The sequence below is a fragment of the Salinispora tropica CNB-440 genome (assembly GCF_000016425.1).
GTDB classification, from domain to species: domain Bacteria; phylum Actinomycetota; class Actinomycetes; order Mycobacteriales; family Micromonosporaceae; genus Micromonospora; species Micromonospora tropica.
Window position 1 is genome coordinate 3,276,247 of the sequence record NC_009380.1, and the last position, 14,517, is coordinate 3,290,763.

Genomic DNA, 14,517 nt, shown 5'->3' on the forward strand with positions numbered 1-14,517 from the left:
GCATCTCATTGGCCACCGGTGCAGATAGTCTCCGGAAGGTGCAGCAGCTCGTCGTCGGAAGCCAGCGACTCATCGGCCGAGACGAAGGTGAGTAACCTGATCGGAGCGTTGCTGGCCGCTGCAGCTGCTGTCTTGTGGTGTCCGTCGAGCAGGAAGTGGAACAGGCCCCAGTGCCGTTCCCGCCTAAACCAGGGGCCTTCGATGTCGAGCAGCCCGAAGGCGACGGCAGTCGGTCGGCCGGGCGCGTGTAGATATCGCGCTACGGCATCGGCGTTCAACTCGGTCGGGTCGCCCATCGGGACGGCGAACTCGAAGAGTTGATCATGGTCACCGACACTTCGATGATCGAGCCGGTAGTAGCTCGCGTTGGCAGGGTCGATGGAGTGGTCGAACTCTTCCTTGCGCCAGCCGGCCGGCCCGTCGTACGCGAAGTAGTCACCCGTTGAGCCCGGAGCGACGAGCGTTGGCAGGGTGTCGAGGAGCATCACCTGGTAGTCACCGCGCGGCAGCCGGGCTGCGAAAACGTCGATGACGTCCATGTCGAGCCCGTCCAGTCCGGCGTTGAGACGATCTCGCACGGCGGCCGCCGATAGTGGGTCGCTCGGAGCGCCGGGCTGGCGGCGCAGGACGAGCCCGCAGGTACCGCATGAGTAACCGATCTGGTAGGCGGCAACGCCGTCGATGGTCAGGTAGCGGCTCGGCATCCTGCGCCCGTCGACCCCGATCCGGGGGTTGGCGGTACCGAGCGTCATCAGCTCGTGGGCGAGGAGTTGGATCATGCGGGCACCTGCCGTCCGTCACGGCGCACAACTTGGCCGAGAACCTCATACAGATCGGCTTCTACCAGGTCCAGCAGGTCGCCGCCGAACACGCACAGCGACGGCTCCCACGGGTGGCCGAAGGTACCGAACCGGAAGTCCTCGGCGAGGTAGATGTGGTAAGCGCCGTCGGGGTACGGCGACAACGGCCAGCCGGGCTGGCCAGGCGGATCGATGTTCTCGGGTCCGACGAGGCTGGGCCAGACCCGGTAGCACGAGTGCTGCCAGTCCAAACACAGGATCGAGCCGGTGCCCGCAAGCGCGGTGAGCCCCGCGTGTACGACCTCGGTCAGGCGATCCAGCCGGGCGTAGCCGGCATCGTCGTCGAGCCCGCTCAGACTCCAGGTGACCGATGGCGCCGGTTCGGTGATCGCCGGGAGGCGGCGCATGCTGGGTCGGAAGTCGAACGTTGCGTAGAAGCGGTCCCAGACCGCCGCGTCGTCGCCGCTCAGCTCCCGGTACGCCCTCGTCGCCATTGGTTGCTCACACTCGAATCGGGCGTGATAGTAGTCGGCGTACGAGGACGCTTGTTTCTCCACCGAGAAGTCGGCGAAGTCCCCTGCGGCCTCACTACGGTGGAGGTGATCCAGCGCCTGCGCGGCGGCGTCGGAACCCTCCGTGAGCAAGTCACGAACCTGATCGAGGTGTTCCGCGACTGGATGCAGGCCGTAGCGGTGCCGGATCTCATTCTCGTCCACTGTGACCACGTCCCCTTGAGCTGCCTGGCCGGAACTCGTGGACCACCTCAATCAGCCCAACAATGTGCCGGTTGAACTCGTCGAGTTCCTCAGCCGGCACCCACAACTCAAGGATGTCGCGGCCGCCAGCCTGCCGAACCGGGTAACGGGAGGCGAACGCGCGGTCCACCTCGAACCGGGTGACGTAGCCGACGCCAGACGCGGGCACGTTCCAGTCCCGCGCGATCATAATCGCGTACTGCTCGTTGAGGACCGGGTAGAAAATCGGCTGGTCGGGCAGCCGCGGCGGCCACGCCTTCCAGCCGGAAGCGCGCACGAGTTCCAACTCCTCGGGGCCGGTCGGCCGCCACAGAATCGTCGTCTCGGCCATCGCGGCACTCCTTCCTGGCGGGCGAACAGTACCGGCTGGCCCACGTCGTGAACCAGCCGGTTTCCGCCTTCGTTGTCATACCAACCGATCGAAGCCGAACGTCTGAGATGCCTCAGCGCCGTCCCCAGCCACCACTGACGACGCGGGCCAGCGACAGATCTCCCACCCCAGCGGGCCGTTGGGATAGACGTACGACACATGTACCCGACCACGGTCGTCTGGACGTGCCGCCACCCACCCGAGATTGCCGTCCCACCGGCCAAGCAGATCGGGATGTTCCCGTAGCCGTGCCCGCAGCAGCCGGGCGACACTCCGGTCGGGGCGGCTCCCGGACAATAGGTCTCGCCAGCCACCGAATGACCCGAGTATGCCGCGCTGGCGCTCCTTGCAAGCGACACTAGCGTGGCCGCGCCCGGTACGCGGCCGTCGGTCGCTACGGCCGCGCCGACCCGGAAGTCTCGGACGTCAACGAGTGAGTCGGGCCCGCCAGCCTGGCCTGCTGCGCCTCGATCGCCCGGATGTGCCGGTACGCGAACCACAACGGTGGGAACGCCCCGACAGCAAAGGACAGGTCCACCATGGTCCAGAACCACGGGATCTGCCGGAGCGGCCCGCAGATCAGCGCCAGCGGTACAATCCCCACGCAGGCGATCATGCCGAGCTGGACCACCCAGACGTTACGCACCGGGTCGCGCAGCGGTCCCCAGAACGCCACCGCGAGCACCAGGTGGGCGAACGCGAGCCAATCCGTCCCGTACCGCATGAACGGGTAGCGGTCCCCGGTCTCAACCAGCCCGACGTGCACCTGCTCAATCCACGTCACCAGCGCCGGCACCTGGTCGGCGATCGGATCGACCGCCCGCAGCAGCCAGCGCACCTCGATCTCGAGCGGGAACGCGGTCACCCCGCTCAGGAACAGTCCCACCACCACGACCCACAGCCAGCCGCGGGTCCGCCACAGGCGCTCCTCGATCCTCATGCCGGCAGGGTAGCGATGAGCTTCGGGGTGCCTGGATCCGATCGGGGCTGCAGCAGTCCACATCCGTCGAGGAACTCGCCGCCGATCTGCGGGCGTGGGCTGAGGGTTCACCGCGCGGTGGGAGCGGATCCGATGGTGACCACGCGCGCCCACTCGGGCGGGGAGTCCGACCGGTAGTCGGGGTCGTCCTCGTGGCACCGGGCCGCGCGGTGGAACAGCCCTACGACGGTTCGGGAGGGCGGCCGTGAGGCCGGCCAGGGCGTCTGTCCGTCGGTCAGCACAACGATGACGTCCGGGCATGGACTCTGCCGAAGCGCGCGAGCGAAGCCCGTGCGCAGATCCGTACCCCCACCTCCGATCAGCGGAATGCCCTCGGCCTGACACAGTGGGCGGACGACGTGGGCCGCCGCGTCGCATGGGAAGACGGTGACCAGGTCACGGCGGCCGCCCACGGCCCGGGTGATCGCGGCGACCTCGAGCAGGGCGCTGCCGAGTTCGGTGTCGCTGACCGAGCCGGAGGTGTCGATGATGACGCAGACCCGCGGGGGTCGGCGTCGCAGCGCCGGCAGGACGACCCCGGGTATGCCGGCGGAGCGTCGCGACGGCCGGCCGTAGGAGTAGTCCTCGCCCATGCCGGGCGCGGAGACCGCCGAACGGACCGCCGCTCCGAGTAGTTCCCGCCACGGCTGCGGTGGATGGAATACCTGTTCCGCCCACCGCCGCCAGCCCAGAGGGACGTTCCCCGGTCGGCCGGTGATGCCCTCGGCCGCCCGGAACCGCACCGCGTCCCGTTCCTGCGGGCTGAGCGCGTGCGCGCCGTCGGGTCCGAGGTCCCACTGCCGCTGCAGCCCGTCGGCGCCGCTGCCGCAGTCCAGCCATGCCAGGTGCTGGACACGCGGGCCAAGCCGGAACTGCCGCAGGTAGTCCTCCATCAGTTGTCCCTCCGGCAGCAGCAGTGAGCTCGGCTCGACCGCGCCTTCCGGGCGGGCCAGCCCGTCGCCGAAGACGTCGTCGTTGATCTCACAGTCCGCGGCGATGTTCATCCGCAGCCGCTCCCCCGGCCCGGTCAGCCCGCGTTCCCGGGCGACCCGGTCGCCGCGCCCGTGGTGGTCGCGGAGCAGGTGCGAGACCTCATGAACCCACACTCCGGCGAGTTCCTCCACGGGGGTTCGGTCCACGAACGCGGGCGAGACGTAGCACCGCCAGTACGGGTCCACGGCCATTGTCGGTACCCGCCGGGACTCGACCACGTGCAGGGCGAACAGCGCCGTCGCCAGGTAGGGCCGGACCCGGGCCGCGTGCAGCCGGGCGGTGAAGAGCTTGTCCCGGTCCAGCGTTCCGGCGTGGTCGGTGCTCATCGGCCGGTCCCCGCGACCGCCGCGACTCGGGCCGCCGTCCGGTCGGCTCGACGGGACAGGGACACCGCACCGGCGAGCTGCTCGATGGACGCGGGCACGTCCCAGTCTTCCTGACGCAATCGGGCGAGGGCGGACGCGGGGACGACCACCAGGTCCGGAGCGCCTGTCTCCAGGGCCCGGACCAGCAGTGTCCAGGCCGCGTCCCAGCGGGACCGCTCCGGGCGGCGGCGTACCGCCTCCACCACGGCGTCCAGAACGGCTTGGCGTAGGTCGCCGCGCTCGGGCAGGACGGCGGTTGCCGGGTCGGCGAGCAGCACCTCGGGGTCGGGGAGGTCCATCCGGTCCAGACTGGCCAGCAGCTCCAGTCCTGGGCCGTCGCCCACGGTGCCTCTGACCAGCATCGACAGGACCTCCCGGGAGGTGTCGGCTGCGGTGGCGAAGGCGATCAGGCGCAGGGTCATCTCCCAGCTGCGGGGCGACGGCCACGGACCACCGCGGCCGGCCCCACTGGTGGGCAGACGGTGCACGAGCCCCGGGCGGGCCGACAGGAGTCCGCACACCACGCGGCGTGCGAAGGTGACGGCCTCCGGCAGCCGATCCGGGTCGAGCCGGGGCAGCGTGGCCCGGGGCCAGCTCCCGCCCAGACCGCGTACGACGACCTCCTGGTCGTGGGTCCACTGCAGGTGGACGAAGCGGTTGGCCAGCGGCGGGCTCAGCTCCCAGCCGTCCGTCGCCGAGGATCGTGGATTGGCGGCGGCCACGATACGCACCCCGGCTGGTAGGCGCAGGCTGCCGATGCGCCGCTCGAGCACGAGACGGAGCAGAGCGGCCTGCACGGCCGGCGGGGCGGTCGATAGTTCGTCCAGGAACAACAGTCCGCGACCGGCGCGTACCAGACGTACGGCCCAGTCCGGCGGCGCCATCGGAACGCCCTGGTTCGCCGGGTCGTCGCCGATGACCGGCAGCCCCGAGAAGTCGGATGGTTCGTGGACGCTGGCGATCACCATCGTGAGCGGCAGGTTCAGCGATGCGGCGAGCTGCGTCAGCGCGGCGGTCTTGCCGATTCCCGGCTCGCCCCATAGCAGGACTGGCAGGTCGGCGGCGACGGCCAGGGTCAGTGCCTCCAACTGCTGGTCGGAGCGGGTTTCGGTGGTGGTGTGGGAAAGCAACGCGAGCAGGTCGGCGGCAACGTCGAGCTGGGGTGCCGGGGCAGTGTCGATCGAGGTGTGGGCGGAGAGCATCTGAGATCACCTGTGAGGTCGTGGTGGGCCGGCCAGGAGCCGGGCGAGGAAAGAGGTCCCGCTGGTCAGCGGGCGATCGCGTGGCGTGGGTGGAAACGACGGTCACGCTTGGGCCGCCGGTCCCACAAGGAGGGGGGTGGTCCGTGTCCGGTCAGCCCGGCTCGGAACAGCCCGTATGTGATCCGCCGCAGCACGGCGTTCTCCAGTTCCTCCCGCAGGTTCCCGTTGCGTAGGAGCACGTTGGGTCCGAGTAGGGCCTCGACGGTGGCCAACGCGCCAGCGGTGTCCCCGTGGTCCAGGCGGGCGCGGATGTCGGGAAGGAACTCTGGTCGGCGGTGCGCCTCGTCGATTGCCTGTAGGCAGGGCAGCGGGGTGCCGGTCAGCGCGGCCAGCAGTTCCTCCCGGCGGATCTGCGCCGCGTCGTGGTCCAGGGGTGTGAGCACCCCGTTCACCAGGCCGATGCGATGCCGGGCTCCCCGGCAGGCCACGAGACGTGGCGCTGCCGCCGGATCCAGGGATGCCGGGGTGTCGCCCACCAGGTGACCGGGCGCGAGCGCGGAGGCCACCAGCGGGTGGAGCTGGTCGACCTCGATCAGCCCGCGGCGTAGCAGCTCCAGGTCAGGCGCCATCCAGGTCGCCGCGTCGGGCAGCACCGGCAGCCCGGCGACCTGACCAGCCCGCGACGCTCCGGTGATCCGCGCCGCAGGCGGCCGCTGGTCCGTGCCGGCCGGAGCGACGTCCAGGAGCAGACGACGTCGAGGGCCGAGGCGCACCGCCACGGCGCCGCTGGTCCGGCCCGCGGCCTGGAGCAGCAGCGCCGCTTCGGCCGCCCACCGGTGCACCGCGTAACCGCATTCCCACAGCGCATCCCATGGCGGATCAGGGCGCGTCGCGGTGGCGGTGTCGGAGGCTAACTCGGGTGCGCCGGACCGAAGCCGTAGCTCGTCGGTTCTCCGGACGTCCCACAGGTGGCGGTGCAGGTCGAGGCGGAATCGACGGTCGGGACGCACATGCGGATGCGGGCAGTCGCCCTCGTCGCGGGATCCGTACCACAGCGCCAGACTGATCCGCTGGCCCGCATCCGCCCAGGCCGGTGGCGTCCGGGCGACGAGGTGCACCAGCTTGGCATCGTCGTGTTCCGCCGGGCCGTACCGTGCCAGTGAGACAGTCAGGCCCGGGCGCAGCAGCCCGTCAGGAGCGATCCTCGGCATGTGCCAGCGCAGCAGGTCAGGCGCGAGATGCTGGAGATCGGCCCGGAGCCGGGCGGCCAGCTCGCGGCCGTGGCAGCGAGCGACGGCGCGCAGGTCAAGGTCAACGTCGACGCGAGCGGCGGCACATGCCCCGGCCCAGTCACCGACGCCACGACGAACGGTCGCAGCTTCGATCATGAAGGGCGGCACGGCGTACTCGCGTACCCGCCGCAGGAGAGAAAGGCGGGAATCCGCAGTCGCGGCCAGGGAGCGCATCAGCACTCACCTTGCGCGAACCGGACCCCCAATCTGAGAGAGAGATTCATCGCGGCGGAGCATAGCGCCCCGCTGTGAGCTATGCCAAGGCCCGTCCCCACCCTGAACCGACAGCCGGATCTGTCGCATCGAGCGGTACCCGGAGAGAGCACCTGGCCCGGCCGGTGTTGCCGCACCTCGAACAGCCCCGTCTTGCCGATTGCGGGCCAGTCGGCCGGGTCGTCCGGCAGGTGCAGGACGTCGACCCACCCTTGTGGCAGTTGACCGAGGTCGACCAGAAGGCCTGCCCGTCCCGCGCATCCATCGTCTGCACTATGTCTTTCCGGTTGTCGCAGACGCCGCCTGGCCTGCCCGAAGCGGTCGCGCCGCCGCGTCGTGGCAGGATCTCCTCGCATGGAAGAGGTTCTGCCGCACCGAGTTGCCCAGCTCCTCCGCGACGCCCGCCGGGTCGTCATCTTCACTGGCGCCGGGATCTCAGCAGAGAGCGGCGTGCCCACCTTCCGCGACGATCTCACCGGCCTGTGGGCGCGTTTCGACGCCCAGCAGCTCGCCACCGCGGAGGCGTTCCACGCCGATCCCGACCTGGTCTGGGGCTGGTACGAATGGCGACGCGCCCGGGTACGCCGAGCCGAGCCCAATTCAGGGCATCTGGCCATCACCACCATCGAATCCCGAATCCCCGACAGTACCGTCATCACCCAGAACGTCGACGACCTGCACGAACGCGCCGGAACCCCGGCCACGATCCACCTGCACGGCAGCCTCTTCGCACCCCGCTGCATGGCGGCGGCAGCTCACCCGGCAACCTTCCCGGACCAACCCGACGGCGAGGCCGCAGAACCGCACGAAGGCCGCCGCATCTCGCCGCCCCGGTGCGCCTCCTGCCGGGAACTCGTCCGCCCAGGCGTGGTGTGGTTCGGTGAGGCACTGCCCGAGGCCGCGTTGACCGCAGCGGCCGAGGCCGCCACCGCCTGCGACGTGCTGCTGACGGTCGGCACCTCCGGCGTCGTGTACCCGGCCGCCGAGATTCCTCGGATCGCGGCCAGCTCAGGTGCCACCGTGATCCAGGTCAACCCCCAGCCGACCCCCCTCGACCGGATCGCCGCCATCAACCTGCGCGGCTCCGCCGCACAGGTCCTCCCGACCCTGGTCGCAGCCGCATGGAGGTAGCTCAGGAGAGATAGCGACACCCTCTAGATCATCCCCGCACGTCAGCGACACTTCGTGATCACATTCTGCCGGTCCACAGCCGAATCCGCTCCCGCACAGTTGAGCCAACAGATGCTACGAGTGGCCGAGTCCCACGAACCATCGCATCGGTCAGCGCAACGACGCCGAGGACCTGATCGCCGGTCGTGGCCGGATCGTGGGCCGAGTTCCTCGAGCCAACCCAAGCCTAGGCGCCCCGTTGACCTGACCTGTCGGTGCCGCCGAAAGGGTCACCGCTCAGGAGGCTCTGCCGTGGTCGTAGCCGGGAGGTCCCGGTCGCGTTGGGCTGATCATGGCTAAGCGTGCGGCGCATCCGAGCGACCTGACCGACGATCAGTGGGCAGTGGTCGGACCGACTTTTAACTATCGTTTCCGGCATGCAGACGCAACCGCCGACTCGGGCAGCCTTCCGGCGTGTATCACGGGGAACAGCTGCTTTCCTGATGGCGGGCGCCTGGGCGACCCTTGGCTACGGCCTGCTGCTCTCCGCCCCCAACCAGCAAGAATGGCATGATCTGGAGGCTGGCGGCAGGTTCGCCGCCAACCTCGCAGTCTATCTGCCGTACTACATCCTCACGCTGCCTGTAGCCATCGCGGTCATCCTCGGCCTCTTGTGGATGCACGGCCCGACATCCACCTTATTAACATTGACCTCTATCACCATTGCTGGCTTCGTCTACTGGATAACCGTCCATGACGTCATCCTGGTGGCTCAGCCACAGCTCGGGACATCCATAAAGTGGTGCATCGCAGCTGATATCGCCGCCGTCGTGGCACTTTTTACTGGATGGCTTACCGGTCCACAGAAACAGCCCTAACCGCCAAATGCCGTCGCCGAGCCGTCAACTGCCGCCCAATCCTGATCAAGGAAGACCACCGGCACCAGAGCAAAGTACCAATTCCCAACGCCCTGTCCGACGCCTGGATGTACAGGCGAACTTCCGCTCAGCGGACTGCTCGCCCGGATTGTCGGTCAAGCCTGTTCCAACCGCTCCACAGCTCCAGCGACAGGTGGTTGGCGGGACTCATCGAGCAGCAGCGCGTCGGCCTCGCCGCGGTGCTGCACAGTGCCCCCGTCTGGCCGGACCACGTCGGCCCGCTAGGGCAACGGGTGCGACGGCCGGGGCACGGGCTCGGCATCAAGATGACTTTCTCGGTCGTCTCCAGACCGTCACGCAGCTTCCACAGCGCCTCCGAAGGGGCACCACCCCGCCGCGACGAGGTTCCCGCCCGACAGCTGCGACTCCTGCGAGCAGCCCGCCGCCCGGCCTAACCGAAGGCGACGATGTCAACAGCCGATGACCAGGACGCCCCGGTCAACGTTAGGTGTTGACCGGGGCCCTTCACGGACAGGCTCAGGCGGTGAGGCCGCCGACCTGGGTGTCGATCCAGGAACGGATCGACGGCAGGTCACCGTAGATCGATGGACCGGTGGCACAGATCGGGTGGTTGTTGCCCGACCGGCTGGTGGCACCGACCACGTGCCACACTCCGTCGATCTGACGAACCTGCGGGCCACCCGAGTCGCCGTAGCAGGCGCCCGAGTCACCGTTCGTGTTGTTGGTGCAGATCTCGTACGAACCGTTGATGCCGATGCACCGGTTGTCCGACAGGATCGACGTGTCCAGTTCGTGCGCGACCGTCGGCGTCGAACCGCAGCCCCGGAACGGGCAGGTCAGACCCCAGCCGATGATCCGGGTAGCGGTACCGACCTCACCGGACGTCGTCGGGATCGGGGCCGGGGCGTACGAGACCGCATTGGACAGTTGCAGCAGCTTGACGTCGATCGTGGGGTGGTTGACGGCGCGGCGAACCCCGACGACCGTGCCACCGCTGGTGCGGTTGACGCTGCCCACACGGACCGAGGACGGTGTCGGGCAGTGCCGCGCTGTGACGACCCAGTCCGACTTGATCAACGTGCCGGTGCAGCCGTAGGTGTAGACCAGCCACGGGTAGTTCTCGGTCGCCGGCCGACCGCCGACCACGAACGGCGTGATGTCGGCATCAGCCCAGCCGCCGTCGACGTAGATGGTGGCATTGCCCGGACTGCGCGGGGCCGGCCGTACGTTGCCGACCGAACTGTTCCAGACCTGGGCCGCTTGGTCGACGTTCGTACGGAACTCGTCAGCCCGGCTCGCGTCGTAGTAGACCGTGCGGGCCGCGGCGGCCGGCGCACCGGTGGCGATCTGCACCCCGGCCGCTGCCAGCACCGCCACTAGCACGGCGCCGAACGCGCGCAACAGTTGTCTTCTGACCATCTCACACTCCTGGGTAGTGGCGACACCGCCATTCATTGATGTATGTGAATACTAGCTGAGCGTGTTCGATGTCCGCCATAGCGAAACCGTCATACGGCATGCCACAGTGCGGCACGTTGTGGGCACCAAAGCCCCCATCCACCCGGTCATAGCCATCTTGATCATCGAGGTGACGGGCTACGGTAGGGACGTCGACCCTCTTCACTGAATCGCGACGGTCCTCTACGGCGAGCACAGCGCGACGATGGCGGATGTGCTGTTTCGACTGGCCTACCTCGGCGTAACCAACACCCCTGCCCTGCTACGACTGCTGCCGATGAGCGACTGCGACAAGGACGCCGAGATCCTCGCGTTACGGCACCAGATCATGGTCCTCGAACGGCGACTGCACGGCGACCGTGTCCGGTTCACCCCAGCGGACCGGGCGTGGCCGGCGGCTCTGCTGCATCCGCTGCCGCCAACTGTCCTGAACCATCTGCGGTCGCCACGTCCACCGTCTGGGAGATCCTCAAAAGCGCCGGTATCGAGCCGGCACCCGAGCACGCCACCCGCCCTGGGATACCCGCCGACGCGATCTACAACTGCCTTCGCACGGCCAGGTCCCCACCCTCGTCCGGGCTGGGCGCTGGTGCATTCCCTTGGGCCCCGAAACCAGGAGGTCTACCAGCAGAAGGTCGCCGGCTCGTGTCGGCTCAAGCCGAATCCTCCCGCTGCGGGTGTCCGCTAGCTAGACCGCTCCAGGGCTGAACCGGCGCCGGTACTGCGAGGGAGCTAGCCCCGTCTCGCGGCGCATCAACGTGCGCAGGTTGGCGGTGGTGCCGACCCCGCTGTGCCGCGCGACCACCTCGAGGCGTGACTCACCTTGCTCGATCAGTCGACATGCCAGGTTGAGGCGTTCCCGAGTGAGCCAGGCCAGCGGCGTTGTGCCCAACTGCGCTTGAAAGCGGCGGTGCAGCGTCGCCGGACTGACCGAAGCATGCCTCGCCAGGTCAGCAACGGTCAACGGCGCGTCCAGCCGCTCCTGGGCCCATGCCAGGGTGGGCGCGAGGGACTCGTCGGGAATGTCGAGCATGGGCCGCTCGATGAACTGCCGTTGGCCGCCGTCGCGGTGTGCCGCGAAGACCAGCCGTCGACTGACCGAATTGGCGACCTGCACGCCGTGGTCTCGGCGGACGATGTGCAGCCCGAGGTCAAGGGCCGCCGCGCTGCCCGCAGCGGTGAGGATGTCGCCGTCGTCCACGAACAGTACGTTCTCTTCGAGCCGGACGGCCGGGAAGCGGTCCCGGAACGAGTCCGCCCACTGCCAGTGTGTGGTCGCCCGTCGCCCGTCGAGCACTCCGGCCTCGGCAAGGGTGAAGGCACCGCTGCAGAAGCCGACCAGTCTCCTACCGCGTGCGTGTGCCCGCCGTATGGCATCGAGTACGGCAGGGCGGCGGGGAACGTCAGTGTCGGGCCGATTAGGGACGATCACGGTGTCTGCCGTGTCGGCCGCCTCGAGACCGTAGACGCCGGTCAAGGTGAAGAAGCCGTCCCGCATCAGCGTGCTCGGCTCGGTCGAGCAGAGCCGGAATTCGTACAGATCGCGACCGACCTCGGGTCGACGCAGACCGAAGACCTCGGTTGCGCAGCCAAGCTCGAAGGGGTTCGAGTTCTCGTCCACGATGACGACGACGCGGTGGGGCTGCGTCGAAGCGACTGGCTGCGAGGATTCTAGCGACATACGCTATTTCTAGCACTCACACCGGCCTGGTCAACGGGCGAGGATTCCCTCATGAACCATGAACCGATCGCCCTCAGTGCAGCCCTGGCCTCCTTCGACGCGCTGTGGAGTCCCCGTATCGTCACCCGCGTCAATGACTACGACGTGCGCATCGCCAGGGTCGCGGGCGAACACATCTGGCACGTCCACGACGACACCGACGAGTTCTTCCTGGTACTCGACGGAGAGTTGTGCATCTCCTTGCGCGAGCCAGCTGGGGAGCGCACGGTCCGGCTTGCGCAGGGTGCGGTCTTTACCGTCCCACGGGGCACGCAGCACAAGCCGTATGCTCCCGCCGGCGCGGCAATCCTGATGTTCGAGCCGGCAGGAACGCCGACAGTCGGCGACCGCCATGACGAGATCCCTCATCACATCGACGCGACGACGGGGCACCTACTCGACTCCTGAATCCAGGCTCGAAGCGACCGTCGAACGTAGGTCGAGCGCGATCTTCCACCGTCCTACCCGACAGCAGGGCCTCCCGCGCCAGCGGTGAAATCGAAACCGCATCGCTCCCCCGCAACGTCTGCATGAGCTGGCGCTCGATGCCGTTGACCGGATGATCGGCCCGGACGTGGCCGACGTCAGCGCCGACGGGGCGATCACGGAAGCGCCGTGTGGCGGTGAGCGGGCCGGCCGCTCCCGGCGCGGCAGAAGCGGTACGAAGCGCTCGACCGGTGTGGACGGCGCCGGCCCACCTTGACCGTGGCTACGACAGCCATCGCACCCGTGAGCTACTCAACGAGATCAACTTCGATGCGCAGATCGCCCGCAGGAGCGGGCCCGCCCCGGTCCAGGTGGGCAAGCGCTGGGTGGTCGAGCGCACCAGTTCGTGGATGAACGGCTTCGGCAAGATCCGCCGCTGCACCGACTGCAACACCAAGCTCATCGACTTCTACCTGTGCCTGTACCTGGCCGCAGCGATCGTGACCGTCCGTCAGCTCATCCACCGAGCACGGAGCCACTGTCACTGGGACACGCAACCCACCACCCGCCGACACCGTTGATCCCTACTGCCGTCGCGAGACTATTCACTGGGGAGCCCATCGCCACAGGGGCGCACCGGCAAGAGCGGCCACGTAAATCTCCCCCCGGACACCGATGGCGAGTTGGTGGGGGTTGGCGCGCTGATCAGCTAGCGCCCACCGGTGGGTGACCCGCCCGGTGGTCGACAGCCGGCAAACGTAGCCGCGCTGCTCACCGTTGTTCTCATCCAGGAGATCTCCGCCGTCGAGGACGTAGACCGCGTCGTCTGGACCGATCGCGACGTCGTAAGGACGGCCCAGGGCGCTGCTGTGCCACACGTGCCGCACCGACCCGTCGGCATTGAAGACCTGCACCCGTGCGTTGCGCCGGTCGGCGACGTACACAGCTCCATTGCTGTCCAGGGCCACGCCATGCGGAATGTTGAACTGTGCGGGCTGGTCACCGAGTTCGCCCCACTGGCCGGTCAGCACGCGGTGCGTGTCGAACCGGGCCACTCGGGAGTTGCGGTAGCCATCGGCGACGACGATGGACCCGTCGGCCGACACGGCCACGTCGGTGGGGCGGGCGAAGATGTACTCGTCGAGGGTGCACGGCAGGTTGCTGAGGACGTTACGTACTCGAAGGCAGGTTTCCAGTCCGGTGGGATAGTCGTGGCCCAGTTCACCGACCTGCCGTCCCGCCGCGTCGAACGTGGTGATCTTGTTAGTACTGACGTCGGTGACCCAATACCGTCCCTCACTGTCGGCGGTGATCGAGTGAGGGGATCGAAACCGTCCCGCTCCCCAAGTCTGGCGCACCGTGCCGTCGCGCGGGTTCAGCACGACGACCGTGTCCGTGTCGATGACCGCGTCGTAGGCGAACGCGGTGCCCGCCCGGTGCAGCAGAGCTATCTCCCCGGTAGGCCCTACCGTGATGCCGGTACCGATGCGCGCCGTGGCAGGTAGCCGTCCCCACGGCCGTAGCAGCCGGTCCTCGGGGATGGCGCCCACCGCAGGATCGCTGACCGTGGCCGCTGAGGGCGGATCGCCCCAGAGCGTGGCGCCGGCGGCGGTGAGCAGACCAAGACAACTACCGGTCAGTACGACGCGGCGCGACAGGTGGGGGCGGGTCGAGCGTTTCGACGGCGGTTGCGATGACATGGTTTCACCCTGCCCATGCGCTCCACCAAGATCAATCAGGTGTTCCCCGGACCGAATCGCTCAGGTGCTACCCGTACGAACCCTGAGCACCTCATCAGGGAACGGGCGTCCAGGTCCGGGGCCTTGCGCACGTACGCGCAGCGCTCCGGTGTGTGGCAAGGCCACCGCTACCGCGGTCGCCGCTGTCCTCCGTCGACTGGTGCGCGATGCTCGGCCGCCACCCTGATCTGCCGCG

Annotated in this window: 14 protein-coding genes and 1 pseudogene; 4 read left to right on the top strand and 11 right to left on the bottom strand. The window is 68.5% G+C overall.

The window, feature by feature from the left end:
* Positions 1 to 5: 5 nt before the first annotated feature.
* The 7 genes from STROP_RS14365 to STROP_RS14395 form a co-directional block, all read right to left on the bottom strand.
* Positions 6 to 779 (bottom strand): hypothetical protein, encoded by a 774-nt coding sequence (locus tag STROP_RS14365; RefSeq protein WP_012014081.1) that lies wholly within the window; start codon positions 777 to 779, stop codon positions 6 to 8.
* On the bottom strand, positions 776 to 1,516 hold the full coding sequence (locus STROP_RS14370) for a DUF2716 domain-containing protein (protein ID WP_012014082.1): 741 nt from the start codon (positions 1,514 to 1,516) through the stop codon (positions 776 to 778). Before STROP_RS14370 ends, STROP_RS14365 begins: the two co-directional genes overlap by 4 nt.
* Positions 1,503 to 1,886 carry a hypothetical protein gene (locus tag STROP_RS14375; RefSeq protein WP_012014083.1) on the bottom strand — a complete coding sequence of 128 codons (384 nt, stop codon included), beginning with the start codon at positions 1,884 to 1,886 and terminating at the stop codon, positions 1,503 to 1,505. Before STROP_RS14375 ends, STROP_RS14370 begins: the two co-directional genes overlap by 14 nt.
* 433 nt (positions 1,887 to 2,319) lie before the next feature.
* The gene (locus STROP_RS14380; RefSeq protein ID WP_018831785.1) at positions 2,320 to 2,865 is read right to left on the bottom strand and encodes a hypothetical protein; all 546 of its coding nucleotides are present in this window, start codon (positions 2,863 to 2,865) and stop codon (positions 2,320 to 2,322) included.
* A 107-nt stretch (positions 2,866 to 2,972) separates the two neighbouring features.
* Positions 2,973 to 4,223: a vWA domain-containing protein gene (locus STROP_RS14385; RefSeq protein ID WP_012014086.1), complete on the bottom strand. Its 1,251-nt coding sequence runs from the start codon at positions 4,221 to 4,223 to the stop codon at positions 2,973 to 2,975.
* Positions 4,220 to 5,464, bottom strand: a complete 1,245-nt coding sequence (locus STROP_RS14390; protein ID WP_012014087.1) for an AAA family ATPase — start codon at positions 5,462 to 5,464, stop codon at positions 4,220 to 4,222. Before STROP_RS14390 ends, STROP_RS14385 begins: the two co-directional genes overlap by 4 nt.
* Before the next feature lie 65 nt (positions 5,465 to 5,529).
* Positions 5,530 to 6,930: a hypothetical protein gene (locus STROP_RS14395; RefSeq protein WP_012014088.1), complete on the bottom strand. Its 1,401-nt coding sequence runs from the start codon at positions 6,928 to 6,930 to the stop codon at positions 5,530 to 5,532.
* 393 nt (positions 6,931 to 7,323) lie between these two features.
* On the opposite strand from STROP_RS14395, the gene STROP_RS14400 reads away from it, so the two are divergent.
* Together STROP_RS14400 and STROP_RS14405 are read left to right on the top strand one after the other, a co-directional pair.
* The gene (locus STROP_RS14400; RefSeq protein ID WP_012014089.1) at positions 7,324 to 8,100 is read left to right on the top strand and encodes an SIR2 family NAD-dependent protein deacylase; all 777 of its coding nucleotides are present in this window, start codon (positions 7,324 to 7,326) and stop codon (positions 8,098 to 8,100) included.
* 416 nt (positions 8,101 to 8,516) lie between these two features.
* Positions 8,517 to 8,957, top strand: a complete 441-nt coding sequence (locus STROP_RS14405) for a hypothetical protein (RefSeq protein WP_012014090.1) — start codon at positions 8,517 to 8,519, stop codon at positions 8,955 to 8,957.
* A 537-nt stretch (positions 8,958 to 9,494) separates the two neighbouring features.
* Here the strand turns inward: STROP_RS14405 and STROP_RS14410 are convergent.
* The 3 genes from STROP_RS14410 to STROP_RS14415 form a co-directional block, all read right to left on the bottom strand.
* Positions 9,495 to 10,397 carry a snapalysin family zinc-dependent metalloprotease gene (locus STROP_RS14410; RefSeq protein WP_012014092.1) on the bottom strand — a complete coding sequence of 301 codons (903 nt, stop codon included), beginning with the start codon at positions 10,395 to 10,397 and terminating at the stop codon, positions 9,495 to 9,497.
* 352 nt (positions 10,398 to 10,749) lie between these two features.
* The gene (locus STROP_RS26050) at positions 10,750 to 10,872 is read right to left on the bottom strand and encodes a hypothetical protein (RefSeq protein ID WP_018831779.1); all 123 of its coding nucleotides are present in this window, start codon (positions 10,870 to 10,872) and stop codon (positions 10,750 to 10,752) included.
* Positions 10,873 to 11,124: 252 nt separating this feature from the next.
* On the bottom strand, positions 11,125 to 12,057 hold the full coding sequence (locus tag STROP_RS14415; protein WP_018831778.1) for a GlxA family transcriptional regulator: 933 nt from the start codon (positions 12,055 to 12,057) through the stop codon (positions 11,125 to 11,127).
* A 111-nt stretch (positions 12,058 to 12,168) separates the two neighbouring features.
* Here STROP_RS14415 and STROP_RS14420 point away from each other — a divergent pair, with 111 nt between their 5' ends.
* Together STROP_RS14420 and STROP_RS25200 are read left to right on the top strand one after the other, a co-directional pair.
* A complete protein-coding gene (locus STROP_RS14420; RefSeq protein WP_012014095.1) occupies positions 12,169 to 12,564 on the top strand; it encodes a cupin domain-containing protein in 396 nt (131 codons plus the stop codon).
* Between the two features lie 130 nt (positions 12,565 to 12,694).
* Positions 12,695 to 13,163: pseudogene (locus tag STROP_RS25200) on the top strand (IS5/IS1182 family transposase); the annotation flags it as partial.
* 24 nt (positions 13,164 to 13,187) lie between these two features.
* Here STROP_RS25200 and STROP_RS14430 read toward each other — a convergent pair.
* Positions 13,188 to 14,282: a peptidyl-alpha-hydroxyglycine alpha-amidating lyase family protein gene (locus STROP_RS14430; protein WP_012014097.1), complete on the bottom strand. Its 1,095-nt coding sequence runs from the start codon at positions 14,280 to 14,282 to the stop codon at positions 13,188 to 13,190.
* Positions 14,283 to 14,517 lie beyond the last annotated feature (235 nt).